Origin of the sequence: Paraburkholderia caffeinilytica, from assembly GCF_051027425.1 — a bacterium.
GTDB classification, from domain to species: Bacteria; Pseudomonadota; Gammaproteobacteria; order Burkholderiales; family Burkholderiaceae; genus Paraburkholderia; species Paraburkholderia caffeinilytica_A.
This window is the reverse complement of sequence record NZ_CP186553.1, coordinates 232,140-244,638: the sequence shown is the minus strand read 5'-3', so window position 1 is coordinate 244,638 and position 12,499 is coordinate 232,140. Positions and strand designations below refer to the sequence as shown.

10 protein-coding genes and 2 pseudogenes are annotated in these 12,499 nt (G+C 57.2%); 6 read left to right on the top strand and 6 right to left on the bottom strand.

The genetic code is table 11. From position 1 onward, the window contains the following. Nucleotides 1-209 precede the first annotated feature (209 nt). Nucleotides 210-380: a hypothetical protein gene (locus ACOSV0_RS21645; RefSeq protein WP_434113423.1), complete on the top strand. Its 171-nt coding sequence runs from the start codon at nt 210-212 to the stop codon at nt 378-380. Nucleotides 381-431: 51 nt separating this feature from the next. Beyond that, on the top strand, nt 432-944 hold the full coding sequence (locus tag ACOSV0_RS21640; protein ID WP_434113422.1) for a hypothetical protein: 513 nt from the start codon (nt 432-434) through the stop codon (nt 942-944). Between the two features lie 368 nt (nt 945-1,312). On the opposite strand, the gene ACOSV0_RS21635 is transcribed toward ACOSV0_RS21640, so the two are convergent. Then, nucleotides 1,313-1,852 (bottom strand): plasmid pRiA4b ORF-3 family protein, encoded by a 540-nt coding sequence (locus tag ACOSV0_RS21635; protein WP_434113421.1) that lies wholly within the window; start codon nt 1,850-1,852, stop codon nt 1,313-1,315. A gap of 348 nt (nt 1,853-2,200) precedes the next feature. Between ACOSV0_RS21635 and ACOSV0_RS21630 the strand changes: the two genes are divergently transcribed. Then, nucleotides 2,201-2,392, top strand: coding sequence for a hypothetical protein (locus tag ACOSV0_RS21630; protein WP_434113419.1), 192 nt, complete (start codon nt 2,201-2,203; stop codon nt 2,390-2,392). 268 nt (nt 2,393-2,660) lie between these two features. Here the strand turns inward: ACOSV0_RS21630 and ACOSV0_RS21625 are convergent, their stop codons facing one another. Beyond that, the gene (locus tag ACOSV0_RS21625) at nt 2,661-3,125 is read right to left on the bottom strand and encodes a DUF2501 domain-containing protein (RefSeq protein ID WP_434113418.1); all 465 of its coding nucleotides are present in this window, start codon (nt 3,123-3,125) and stop codon (nt 2,661-2,663) included. 2,792 nt (nt 3,126-5,917) lie between these two features. On the opposite strand from ACOSV0_RS21625, the gene ACOSV0_RS21620 reads away from it, so the two are divergent. Both ACOSV0_RS21620 and ACOSV0_RS21615 read left to right on the top strand, forming a co-directional pair. Then, nucleotides 5,918-6,235, top strand: a complete 318-nt coding sequence (locus tag ACOSV0_RS21620) for a VF_A0006 family four-cysteine protein (protein WP_434113416.1) — start codon at nt 5,918-5,920, stop codon at nt 6,233-6,235. 1,119 nt (nt 6,236-7,354) lie between these two features. Beyond that, on the top strand, nt 7,355-7,486 hold the full coding sequence (locus ACOSV0_RS21615; protein ID WP_434113414.1) for a hypothetical protein: 132 nt from the start codon (nt 7,355-7,357) through the stop codon (nt 7,484-7,486). On the opposite strand, the gene ACOSV0_RS21610 is transcribed toward ACOSV0_RS21615, so the two are convergent. From ACOSV0_RS21610 to ACOSV0_RS21600, 3 genes are all read right to left on the bottom strand, one after another. After that, complete coding sequence (locus tag ACOSV0_RS21610; RefSeq protein ID WP_434113412.1) at nt 7,487-9,115, bottom strand: hypothetical protein; 1,629 nt, start codon at nt 9,113-9,115, stop codon at nt 7,487-7,489. A 101-nt stretch (nt 9,116-9,216) separates the two neighbouring features. Then, complete coding sequence (locus tag ACOSV0_RS21605) at nt 9,217-9,684, bottom strand: hypothetical protein (protein WP_434113410.1); 468 nt, start codon at nt 9,682-9,684, stop codon at nt 9,217-9,219. 190 nt (nt 9,685-9,874) lie between these two features. Beyond that, a complete protein-coding gene (locus ACOSV0_RS21600) occupies nt 9,875-10,153 on the bottom strand; it encodes a hypothetical protein (protein WP_434113408.1) in 279 nt (92 codons plus the stop codon). A gap of 210 nt (nt 10,154-10,363) precedes the next feature. Between ACOSV0_RS21600 and ACOSV0_RS21595 the strand changes: the two are divergent. Then, nucleotides 10,364-11,176, top strand: a pseudogene (locus ACOSV0_RS21595) (IS5 family transposase). Here ACOSV0_RS21595 and ACOSV0_RS21590 read toward each other — a convergent pair. Beyond that, nucleotides 11,173-12,464: pseudogene (locus ACOSV0_RS21590) on the bottom strand (IS5 family transposase). The pseudogenes ACOSV0_RS21595 and ACOSV0_RS21590 sit on opposite strands and share 4 nt — an antisense overlap. Between the last annotated feature and the right edge of the window lie 35 nt (nt 12,465-12,499).

Sequence of the window (12,499 nt, the reverse complement as noted above, 5' to 3'; positions counted from 1 at the left end):
TCCGTGTGCCGCACGGCGCCCCGGACCACGCTCATTGAGCGCGGAAGGCGCACTGCCCGACATGTACTATGCCCCACAAGCATGTCGATTGCGATACACGTCATGAAGATAGATTGGCTGCCGTGACGGCATAGCCGTGCGAGCCTGACTGATGCAGGCAACTGATTGTCAGTCTCGAAGGTGTATGCAAAAGTCCCGACGGCGAAATCATGTTGGCGACGCTGGACGATAACGGCGAGTTCGTTGCCGAATGCGCAATCATTCCGCACACGATCTGGCCAAGCCCGAAACAAGGGCTGATCTCTCATCCACTCCCCCTCTCTGACGCGGACCGGGGCGATGCGCGGCAAGCTCAACTGCACGACCTTGGCCTTGCGTGAAAGCAGGAGAATCCAGGAAGCAGGTGCAGATGAAATAAAGGAAGATGACTTATGTACTTATCAAAGACGACGTTACTCATCCTGTTGGGGTTAGCCGTCGGAATTCTCCATGCAGCCCCTTCTTGGAGCGAGCCATGCAAGGTCACCTTCCATGATTTCGTGGTAGATCGTGACCCCAAAGGCTACCCTGTAAACAGAGCCACGTTGACGGTGACGGGTTACGATGTTTGCCTCAGGAGGGATGGTTCACACGTTAGCACCAAAGAACGCCCCTTCGATACAGAGGTTCTTCTCAAGCATACCCACATCGACGTGGAGGATCTGGTTACCCACAAGCATAGTTACGTACAAACGCCGACCTCCATAGCCATCAGCCGCAAACGCCACCTGGCTGAACTGTCCAATAACTATCTCGCTCAGAACATCGAACTGCCGATTGAGGTGAAAGGCAGCAAGGTCATCGTTAAGGTAACCCAGCCCCCCAGGCGGATCTTCGGTGATCCAGTAGCGCCGGCCTACAGCTTGCGGCTGGGCTCTGAATTGATTATCGACGCCCCAAACTAGCCGAAGATGCCCCGCGCACATCTCATCCGGGGTTCCCGACGGATTGCAGGCATGGCGATGCCTAGAGACGGCAGAATGTCTGGCTTCCCTCCGTCCACCTTGGCTAGCCCGCCTTGCTATAAAAAAAACCGGCGCATGCGCCGGCTGAAAGTTCGGCCGTTTTCGAGGCGAGGCCGAACCTGAGAGGATTTCATCGTACACCACGGCGTTATTTCCGATCGCTGAAACAGACGTGTCAATTGCCCTCTATTCATTTCTGATGCCCGGGCGCACACGTTGTTCGCGCTGGGCCAGTTTGCTGGGCACAAAGCTAACCTAGATCGCCACAACGGAGCGTTTCGCAAGGTTACGACAGGGGATAAGCCCTATCAGCTTATTCGGCATTGAGGGTATCGGAGCAGCCGCTCATTCACCTCTGTCAATTCCAATGCTAGGGGATTGAAAGATCCGCCGAGCCGGCCGATTATTTCGTCGCGATATTGACTGCGACGATCCGCAAGCGTTCTGCACAGTTCGGCGTAACCCCTCGGTCCACCACAGTCTTCTGGCGGACAGGCATTGTTACCGGACACGCAGCGTGGATATCGCACTTTCGCGCTGGCGGGCAGTGCCTTTTCGATCACCACCGCATGTTCCCAGTTGTCGCCGAAGTCGTACACATACCGCAGCGTGTCGCCCGGCTGGCATATCGCTGGGAGTGTTGCCGAGGAGTTGCAGCGCCCTCCGAAAACGGAATCGTCCTGGAAGGCGTAGAGGTGAGTCTGCTGCCAGCCCATGGCAGCCTGAATGATCTGATGCAGTTGTGAAAGGGTGACAGATGCGTGCGTGTCAATGAGGCGCCAGACTGTGGGCTTCACATGCAGCAGTTCGATCCTGATCCGCCAGATGGGCATGTTTTTCGTTGTCATCGCTTTCAGTCGAAGTAGCGCAGCGCGCGGCCCCCGCCACGCGCTCGATACATTATCCTTCGGTAAGCGAGGACATGAGCTTCGAGGGGGCGGTTATGTGTGGTCTCACTCGCGCAACCCGCCTCGGCTCATGAAACGATATTGTGTCGGCAGGCATGAAGTCGCGCTTCGACCCAGATCAAAACAAGGCACCCCCTTGACTGAGAAAAAACCCATTTGTGCGGATATTTACTGCCGCTGTGCCGGTGAGTGTGTCGACGACGCTCTCACGTTGGATAATTGACCATCTCTCGCTGCGCCTGCAACTGGATGAGGCCACTGCCGCCTCCGTAAGCGGGCAGTCCGCACATGTGCACGCAGAACGCGTTGCCGCAGCGCGAGCCTGATGCCGAGCGCCTCATACAACTGGTGCGCGATCTGGACGAACGCCCCAGCGAGCACGAAGATTTTCGAAACCTGCTCGAAGAGAAAGGCCTGCACACGCCACGCTCGAGCATTACCGCACCGCGGGGCAAGACGCGTTGCGTTAAACGTGCATAGCGGTGTCTGTGGCACCGGAACCCGTACCCATCCGGATACCCTCGCAGCACAACGGGAAATCATCATCTGTTTCATTGCGCCACACAGTTCCTGGATCCCTAGCGCTGCAGCGATTGCCGCAAGCTCGCATTCGAGAGCTCTGTCACATTAAATTATTCGCGCAAGGGTACCGGTCATCTTCAGCAAAATATCCGGGCAAAACCCTCGCCCCCCCACGGGGGCCAGCACTCACACAGGGTTTTCCAGACAGAGCGCGCAAAATCTCGGCCTACTGCATCGACCTGGCATAGCCGAGGATCCTGTCGCAGACCCGCCTAGTGAGTTGCTGCCTGACGCCGCCGCCGCCGAGCCTCAGCTTCTGGCCGTCTCCTGTGTCGACGACACCGTTGGCTCCATCGTTGTAGCTGCTGTCGGATTTCGATACCCCTCCTGGCAGCCTGCTCATCAGCGAATCTCTGACCGACGACGCGCTGCTGCCACCGAGGTAGTTATTCCTGATGCAGAATTGCAGCACACCAGCGGTATTGCTGCTGTTGCCGGGCGTCACCGGGCTACCGGACAGCGCGTTACCAAGGCTACCCATACCCGCGCCGGCCAAGTTGCCAAGGCCCGTCGTCGGACTGTTACTGCCTTGGCTGAGCAGGTTGCCGAATTGGGCGTGCGCCGCCGAAAACGGGATCCACAGTCCGATAAGGGTTGTCGCAACTACGATGCAATGCATGTGTACTTTCATGGATTCTTCCAGTCGGTGTCGGTTTCCTGTTGCTAGGTCAGAAATTGAGGGGCCAGAGAGGACCAAGGCCGATTAGCGCGCGGCAAGAGCGCACCGGCCCGCATGCCTGACTCCCTGTCGGGACAGGCCTGCGCCACCTCAGGCACCAATGCGCCGTTAGCGACCGCCATGGTTATGATCGTTGTTGCAATGCACGTTGTTGCGGTGATCGTGCCAGCCCCTATCATCGGGATACCTACGCATCCAGTCGTCGCGTGCCCAGTAACGGTGACCGTCATAATACCGGCCACCATGCCATCCAACTGTCATTCCGGCAGACGCAGGCACAACGGCCGCCGGGGATGGGACGATGCAACCAGTGAGACCGATCGCGAGGCTAGCAAGTAACGCAGTCGCGATGAGAATTTTCATACTTGCCACCTGAAAGGTTTCGAAATTGACGGTGGATGTCTGCCCTCCAGACGGGACACACAGGCGTGCCTGCCGACGCCTGTCAGGATGACTATGATGTTTAACAGTCAGGATTTTCACTCTTCTTACACCAGAGACAGTGTGCCCAAGAGAGGGGCCACCCGTACGATAACCTACAGGAGCACCCCGTGAATCTAGGAACATTCCCATTGGCGTACGGATATCCCTTCCCTATCCGCTGCGCGATGTATCACGAAAACCACTGACGGCGAACGAGTAATGTGCCGTGCCGGAAACAGTGCGAAGCACCGGGAATCTGGTGAGCGGTCCGCATCACGGAAACACTGAACGCAGCCTCATCCTGCTCAAGGTATAGTGGGCACAACCAGGTCCAGTAGAAACTGCCCACCCAGGTAACTGCCGCAATGCTTCGCTCGATCCCTGCTGCGTGTCGCCAGTCTGGAAACGGGAACCGCCAAATATTTCCAGAAGCAACAACGACTTCGCCCCGCGTAACAGCGTCTGCAATGTTTCACTCCCGCGCTCAGACAGGAACTACAGCAACCCGCCGAAAAATGGGACACGAGAGACGTGAGTCCGAAAAAGCGCGCGCTGAAAAAGATCGAAGCAAGTACCGCGCGTCGTCACATTGCCTCTGAGCACATGATACCGCCCCACCTGCGAGACAGGGCTCCCGCCGCGAACCGCTGGCGCACACCGCGAAGCGACTCACTGGCTGAATCCGTCCTCGACGCTGCCAACGCTTCAGCGATCAACGGTCGCGCCTCCCGCTCATATCAGCGTTGGATCGCATTAGAAATGACCCGCCCATCTCGCACAGACGCCAACTTCAACGGAACACGACGCAAAGCCCCCCCCTTGCCGGACACGCTACAACACCAAACATAAATAATTAGCAAGGGCAAAACATAGAGTGGCAGCTATCATTGGACAGCGTTACGTCGAGACCTTTCCCATAGCCTGCCGACTTTTCCTATGGCCAAATGGCAGTATCAAATATGGCTAGCAGCAAGACACAATGGCTCAGAAGGCATCTGACGGAGTCTGATTCGCGTTGTCGTCGGTGCGAAGTGCGACTGGACTAGGCCAGCACTGACAGGATGATCTGCGAGCGTTTTGGGTCATGAAAGCATCGCATGTACCGCTGGCGCTCCCGCTTGGGCCGATGACTGATACCCGCGCTGTTGTTGGCACGTGCTTCGCGTTCGCCTGTTCCGGATTTTCTGCCGTGGCTGCCGGATAGCTACACAGTTGTGTCAGTAACGAATTTTGATGAAGCGTTACTTGCGGTTGAGTCAACACTGATGCTGCGCGAAGTCGTGGCCATTTGTGAGTAGCATTACTAACCAAGAACGAAGATGAAAAATACCTTGAACGTCGTTCGATTTGGGCTGAACCTCTGCACATGCAGCCTGTTGGCAGGCCTTCTGTCTATCAGCGGATGTGTTCAGCCAGACAGAAACGAAAGCGCCCCGGCGGCGCCTAGCGTGGCCGCCTCTGCATCCATTGCCCCGGTTGCCTTATCGCCTGCTTCATCGGCAGGTCATACGACAGGCGGTCCGGTCAAAAAATTCTATATTGGGAATTGGGAGCCTGTCAGCAATGTCTGGCAAGGCATGGGAAATCTTCGCGTCGATAGGCAGGGCGGATTCCGCTGGCATCAGTGCAACACCACTTACGTGGAAGAACGCGCGATACCCCCGGGGTCAGGCGCGATGCTGGTACTCAGTCCGGATAGCAACTGTCGGCTGGATGACATGCTACACACACGGGTATTGTTTGTGCGCGTAGCAAATCAACTGTCGCCTTGTGACGTGAGGGTGGCGGTTTATGCCAGCGATGCTGACATGCATGATGACCGTCCGTCCGCAGAAGGGATTTACTCCCGTCGCCAATGTGGGCCAACGCCGTGATCAAACAATCGGGTGACGTGCAAGAATGCTTGGCGCTTTTTTGCCGTGTCATGCTAATACTCGCTCTGCTTGTAGCGACATGCCTGTGTCCGCGCTTATGGCGCGTACGGCCTGTCCCTGTGAGGCAACCATGAAGCTCTGTTGGGCGTGCCGGGCGACAGTCTTCCTCGCTGGATGCGTGCTTTCCCGACGCATAGAAAACCTAGCACGAGCTGGGTCGAATGGATGAACAATAAACTCAGCCTGTCACTGATTCGCGAGGAACGCGACGGTCGACTTGAGAAGGCGCTCGCGACACACTGGTCAGGATATCGAAACGTCGTACGTGTTGATCGCTCGCACGGCCGTGGACACGACTTGAATCCGAATCAGCGCCCTTTAATAAACTGCCGCTAGGGTGGGGTGACGTCCACGCCGTGCAAACTCACGCAGCCAGACAAGAATGCCATGCAGAAGAATCTCACACGGACTTGCACCCTACGGGCTGTGATTGGCCTGCTGGGCCTGCTGATCATGCATCCAGCGTTCGCTGAAGGGTCGTCAAACTATGATGACTGCATGCTCATTGGATTGCGCGACGCTCGCAATCAGATTGCATCGAACTATATACAGCGGTCATGCTACGCACTGTATCGGAATAGCGAAATGCTGCTGCCGAGGGAGAGGGCTTACTATGAATGCATTCTGCAAAACATGCCCGGTACCAGAGAGCAGTTCGCGATAATGCGTATAAATGAGATCTGCGCTCGACGGGGGCAGTTGTAGATCCACCTGATGCTCGGGCGGCATGAATTCATTCGACGTGACCTCATCCTGAAGCCGTACCACTGGGACGAATGCTGCCGGCTCAACCTCGGTTGCGCTTCCCGTAGTACCAACCTCCTGTCCGGCTTCTCGGCTCTTGATCCACCGCCACAACTGGGTTTGCATTGGTGCCAGCTTTACGAGCCATGGGGGCTACCGACACGCTTGGCAGCAGGCAGGCTTCAATCCACCGAGGCTTGTCATGCTGGGCAGAGCGACGTTTGCCATCGACGCCAACACTCACGGCCTTCAAGGACGGGAAATCGAGATTGCTTTCGCTCATAGGAATATGCCCACTGAAAAAACAGTGCGCACATCCTGCGCCTGTTCAGGAAAGGATTCCATGTGGGGGGAATTTAGTGCGTACTGACATTCGAACTGGCGGGGGAAATGAGCGGCTGCTCGATATCCTCAATGCCGGATAAGTCCTAGGGCTTGGAGATCGGCGCGGTCACACGCCGGCTTATGACCTTACGCAAAAGCTGGTTGTAGCATTGTGCGCCATCCTGTCGGGTTCGGATGGTTAGGTACTAGGTATGTGGGAGGAAAACGGGACTGGCTACTCCGCCCTACTCCCTTGGAACAGCGCGTCCCCTCGCACGACACCTTTGGCCGCGTGTTCGCGACACTCGCGACCCGCAGCAGTTTGAGGCGTGCTCATCCTGTGGATAAGCCACCTGTTCCTGACTCTAGCCGTTCAGATGGTAATCATCAACGACAACCCCGCACACGGCTCGCACCAGGGCGGCCACCGCGCGATTCATCTGGCGGGATTGCTTATGGCAGCGGCCTCGGGATAGTGCTCGGACAGGTAGGCACGGCTGGGAAGTCCAACGAAGTGCAGCAATGCCTGAACTGTTTGATGCCCTGCTGCTCAGGGGCACCATCGCGACGATCGATCCGATGGGTTGCCAGCGTGACATCGCCACACGGATGATTGAAATTGTATGCCCCGAGATCCTGATCAGGCGGTGCGCCACCTGTTTTTGCGGAGCGATCTGGACAATTGGGTGTAGGCTACCTGAATGACGGATCTGATACCATCCGACCGTCATTTAACTAACAAACTTGGAGTCCGACATGGATATCAACTGGAGCGCCATGTTTGATATGGTCATCTCGCCGTTGCTGATGCTTGTCGCGCTGTTTGGCGGTGGCATGCTTCTGATGAAACTGGGCGAGAAGATCATCAAGCGTATCCGCAAGTCGTAATCAATTGGCCGCGCGAAGGTGGCAGTACTTGCCGCCGACATACGCGTAGGCCTGCAGCTGGCCGCTGCCACGCTTCGCGAAGCCAAGCCACCCGGAATCCAACTTATCTTTGACATCCGGTCTGCTCATTCCCGTCACGCCGTAACCGACCGTCTGGTTGCTTTCGTCGACCAGCACAACAAGCGTTTCAGGTTGCGCAAAGCGAGTTGCAATCGCCCAGCCTCTGGCTGTGCGCCCGATCTCATCCGCTCCTGCTCCATCAAGGAAGCCCACACAGAGCGCATCGTTGCGTAGCGCCGGGTCGTACTTGACGACACCCGCGTCGTGAAGCCAGCCTGAGGCATACGGACCGATATTCATGGCCGAGGCGAAATCAGCCTGATTCAGGAACCGGTCATGCGCGATAAGCGGGAATATCTTGCTGGACAGTGCGGGGTGGTCAAAGCCGATCTTCTGGCCAAGCACTGCGAGCTTCCAGTCGTAGATGGCTCCCCTCACGAAATGCGGCATGAGCTCGATGTGGCCCAGTGCCACTGCCTGAAGCGGAACCAGACAGGTCGCAAAGATGGCTACTGCCGATGCAACGAGAACACGCCGGTTCGGAAGAACTTCCAGCAACAACATCGCAAGAACCACGCAGCCGAGCAAAGCTGGAGTCGTGTAGCGGCTATCGTGAGCCGCGTCAAAGCCGATCATCCAACGACCGTGCGAGACGCCGATAGCGGATGCGATGACGAACCCATAGCTTGCAATCAGGAACGACCGGTACGGTGTGACGGCCCGGGTCACGAATAGCCACAGAATCACGCTGGCGGCTATTGCAAACAGGATCAGCCCGAATATGCCTGCCGTCAGATTACTGCCGCCTAGATAGGAAACCGGGTTGCCAAGGAAGACGAAGAAGAACCGCAGCGCGCGCATATGCTCGCCGGCCATCGCTGGCGGAACTGGCAGGAGGTTAGTTTTGAGTCCACGCAGATAGATCTCGGCAGCAATGGCGCCGACGGCACCCACAGTCACGATCTCACGCGGCCTGCGCCTGAGAAGCACACCCTGAATCGCCATCACAAACAGCGCGGCGAGGCCGTTCGCCATACTGAGGATGGATAGAAACGCAAACAGGATCGCAACGGGTAACCGACGCTCAGCGCGGTCAACTCTCGAAAACTGCGCGAAGCCGAGCATCGCAAAGAGGTAGACGGAAATGAACTGGCTCTGGAAACCGGAGGTGAAGTTCTCGTACTGCAGCCACGAGAACATGAGACCGACCGTCATGAAGGCCACAAACCAGCGATTCTCCCGGTCTCCATCTCTCCGCTGCTCATAGATCAGGGCCACGCACAGCATGACCATGAGGACGGAAACCGTGATGACCGAAAACAGGTTCAGTCCACCAAAAACCTTGTAGTCCAGCCAGAACAGCACGCGTGAGAATACGATCCGGTGTTCCATCTGCGGATCCCACCACGCCCGGTACCCACCGTCGTACAGCGCGTGGATGAATCCAATGTAGGCGTCCCATTGGTCCTCGAAGGGAATCGGAGAGAAATAGCGGACAATCCCCTCGATCGTGGTGACAACCATGACGATGGCGACAAGCAGCATCCAGCCGGGCAGTATCTTTCTCAATTTCCCCTCATCTCGCGCATGTTGAACCGCAAGATGATAGCAAACCAGCGGCAGGCCGTGATATTGCAGTACGCTGCGAGCGTGCTGATAGCGAATGCTGCCTAGGCCTCCAGATAGTAGGTAGTGGTGGCGGTGATATTCTGAAGTAGCATCGGAATCGCGGCACCCGTCGTTATTGAACTGCCGCCACCGGGAGCGCTCACCAGAAACAGATTGCCAACGTTCAATGTTGCGCTGGTCTTGCCCGCGCTACCGGAAATATAGGTGAGCGTTGTCGTCGCCCCAGCCGTTAAGTCGAGCACGCCGACGATGAACCAGTCGCCCGCCGTCAACGAAATCGATGTGACGTTGGCCGCCACGTTATTCGACAGGAAAACGACTGAATCGGATGCAATCGTGCCTGAGATGCATTGACCTGCAATCCCAGCCGCAGCAATAGCGCCGGTCGCGATGCTGTTGATACCGTCAGACATCGTGACAGCGCCGGTCGAGTTCGACACCGAGACCGGCGAATCGACAAAAGCTCCCCCTACATATCGATCAAGAGAGAATATATTGCTTGCGCCCAATGCATTGCTCCAATCCCAAGCTGCAGTTTTATGGTTATAGAATGAAAGAGTAGCCTTATTGCTTCCACTCGTATCGCTGATCAGAATTTGGGCATTCGAATATGCAGATATTATGAGCCCTGTGAACGTCGCCCCCGCCAGCGCAGCGAATCCCGATCCGCCACATGTGAATCCGGTTCCGCTAGTCCAGTTAAGCGCACTCATCGAAGTCGGGCAGTTCGGTATTGCAAAATGCTGTCGGCGATGCGCTCGAAGCAGTCACATTCACAACGACAGTATTCTCAACCTGCGCTGCAAGTGATGTTGCCGTCAGGTTGCTCCATGCTGGAGCAGTCGATGAGCCCGTCGAGTCAATCGCTTTCCCGCTGGTCGATCCAGCCGGATTGAAAAGCTGTATCGGTGAAAGCGTGGTAGCAAGAAAACTACCGGCGACGCAAAGCGCCGCGATAAATGCAATCAGTCGTTTCATGTCCATTCCTTATTGGGAGCCGCCGCCGACGGTACTTCCGGTACCGGCGTTCTGCACGTTCGTGTTGTTTACTGTGTACGCGTTTGACAATCATTAGTCCGTCCTGAACAATTCGTTTTGCCGACCACCGGCGTTATGGCGATGGGACCGCAGCAATGCGGCGATTAGAGCGTGTTAGGCACTTTGCGGGAGACCTGGTATCCTGGCGGAATGAAAAGAGCAGATCGCAAAGGGTATCCGACCGATGTGTCCGACGAAGAATGGAGCTTCGCAGCACCCTATCTGACGCTTACGGACGTCACCGCGCCGCAGCGCAAATACGAACTGCGTGACATGTTTGATGTATTGCGCTGGATGGCTCGGGCCGGCGCGCCGTGGAGGATGCTGCCCAATGATTTCCCGCCTTGAGAACTGGTTTATCAGCAGACTCAACGCTGGTTACAGGCAGGCTGTTTTGAGAACATGGTCTGTGATCTGCGCTCGATAATACGCGTGGCACAGGGACGGCAGGGACAGCCCAGCGCCGTCATCCTGGATGGCCGCACGATACAGTCGACTTGCGAGAGCGGCCCGCGTGCGGGCTATGACGGTTATAAGCGCAAGCGTGGCAGCAAGGTGCACATTGCGGTAGACACTTTGGGACAGTTGCTGGCGGTACATGTGACACCGGCCAGCGAACAGGAGCGCGCCCAGGTAGCGGAGCTTGCGCGTCAGATCCAGCAGGTAACGGGACACACGGTCAAAGTGGCATTTGCCGATCAAGGGTACACGGGCAAAGAGCCAGCGCAGGCCGCGCTCGATGAAGGTATTGAACTGCAGGTAATCAAACTGGAGGAAGCGAAAAAGGGTTTCGTGCTGCTGCCCCGGCGGTGGGTGATCGAGCGCAGCTTTGGCTGGCTCAACCGTTTCAGCCGTCTCGCACGTGATTAAGAACGGCTGCCCGAAACCCTTTCAGGACTTCATTTCGTGGTCTTCGCAATGCTCATGCTCGTTCACGCAGTGCCAGTACTTCAAAGTGCCTAACACGCTCTAAGCAACGCAGCCAGAATAAAGACGCAAAGAAGCCGTAGCTTCCTCAGGATCATCCGGAGGTTGTGGCCAGCACCGCGTGCATCGCATCGCCGAGCGCGCCTTTGAGCCAGTTCCTGTCGAGTTTCCCATCTGTCTTCATGTGACCAATGGCTGGCTCGATTGCGCTGCGCCGCCTGATCATCGCGAGTAGTCCGCGTGTGATGTCCCGCCGCAAGCCCGGATGGTAGATCTTCACGCCGTCGACCGCGACACCCTTGTATCCACGGTCGACGATGGCGACTTCCGGCGTGGCGTCGCACAGGATTGCCGCCTGTTCCAGCGCTTCAGCCAGCGTATGACCGTCGTACGGATTGCCCGGCATCGAGCACATGCCAACGACCAGTCCTTCCTTGTGAGTCGTCGTGATCAACACTTTCACGCCGAACTCGTACGGCTTGCGGGCCTTGCCCTTGGCCAGACACTCGACTTCCGGCGCGTGTAGCGCATAGAGCTTGTTCTTATCCTTCGGCTTCTGCGCCAAGATGCGCTTCGTGCGGCCAATCAGCTCCATCAACGCGGCACGGCCGGGGTCTGCCACCTAGGCGACCTGTCGCTCCACGTCGCGCATCACCCGTCCAACGCGCGAGCGCAGCGTGCACAGTGCTTTCCTCATGCGCTTGTACTGCTTCGCGTAAGCGTAGCGGCCAATCTGCAGTCCCAGACGCAGCGCCTCGCGGTTGTAGTTCTGCCGCAGCTTCAGGCCGTGCCGCTCTGCGGCCTTCAGCAGATGTTCGCGACACCACTCGAGCAGGCGTGAATCGGCTGGATGAGCGATCGCTTTTTCCATCACCGTTGTGTCGACGATCACCCGCTTCACGCTCGCGGCCTTGATCACGCCAGCACGTTTTGCTGCTTCGATCGTCTCGGCCAGCAACTCTTCAACGCCGGCCTCGCCCAGTCGTTTGCGCCAGCGCGTCAGGCTCGACGGGTCGATCGGCGGTTCGGTCTGCAAATAGGTTTTACCGGTGAACACCTGCCAGTAAGGGTTCTCCACCCATTGCCAGACAACCTCTTCGTCGGACAGATCGAATGTGTGCTGCAAATACAGCAACCCCGCAATCAGGCGCGGCGAGCTCGCCGGTCGACCTTTGCCCGACACGAAGCTCTCGCCCATCAACGCGCCCAGCCGCTCCCAGTTGATAAGGTCAGTCAGGCGCACCAGCGGATGCTTCAGGTTGATCTGTTCTCGCAGCGGATGCCGGAAGAAATCTTGTTCCGGCACAGGCGTCTTTGGCCCCATCTGCACCTCGTCGAAAAATGCAGGATTCTCGCGTT

What these genes read in the sequence shown, in the direction of transcription:
- ACOSV0_RS21645 (WP_434113423.1), top strand. Translation starts at nt 210, where the DNA reads ATGTTGGCGACGCTGGACGATAACGGCGAGTTCGTTGCCGAATGCGCA.
- ACOSV0_RS21640 (WP_434113422.1), top strand. Translation starts at nt 432, where the DNA reads ATGTACTTATCAAAGACGACGTTACTCATCCTGTTGGGGTTAGCCGTC.
- ACOSV0_RS21635 (WP_434113421.1), bottom strand. Translation starts at nt 1,852, where the DNA reads ATGACAACGAAAAACATGCCCATCTGGCGGATCAGGATCGAACTGCTG.
- ACOSV0_RS21630 (WP_434113419.1), top strand. Translation starts at nt 2,201, where the DNA reads ATGTGCACGCAGAACGCGTTGCCGCAGCGCGAGCCTGATGCCGAGCGC.
- ACOSV0_RS21625 (WP_434113418.1), bottom strand. Translation starts at nt 3,125, where the DNA reads ATGAAAGTACACATGCATTGCATCGTAGTTGCGACAACCCTTATCGGA.
- ACOSV0_RS21620 (WP_434113416.1), top strand. Translation starts at nt 5,918, where the DNA reads ATGCAGAAGAATCTCACACGGACTTGCACCCTACGGGCTGTGATTGGC.
- ACOSV0_RS21615 (WP_434113414.1), top strand. Translation starts at nt 7,355, where the DNA reads ATGGATATCAACTGGAGCGCCATGTTTGATATGGTCATCTCGCCGTTG.
- ACOSV0_RS21600 (WP_434113408.1), bottom strand. Translation starts at nt 10,153, where the DNA reads ATGAAACGACTGATTGCATTTATCGCGGCGCTTTGCGTCGCCGGTAGT.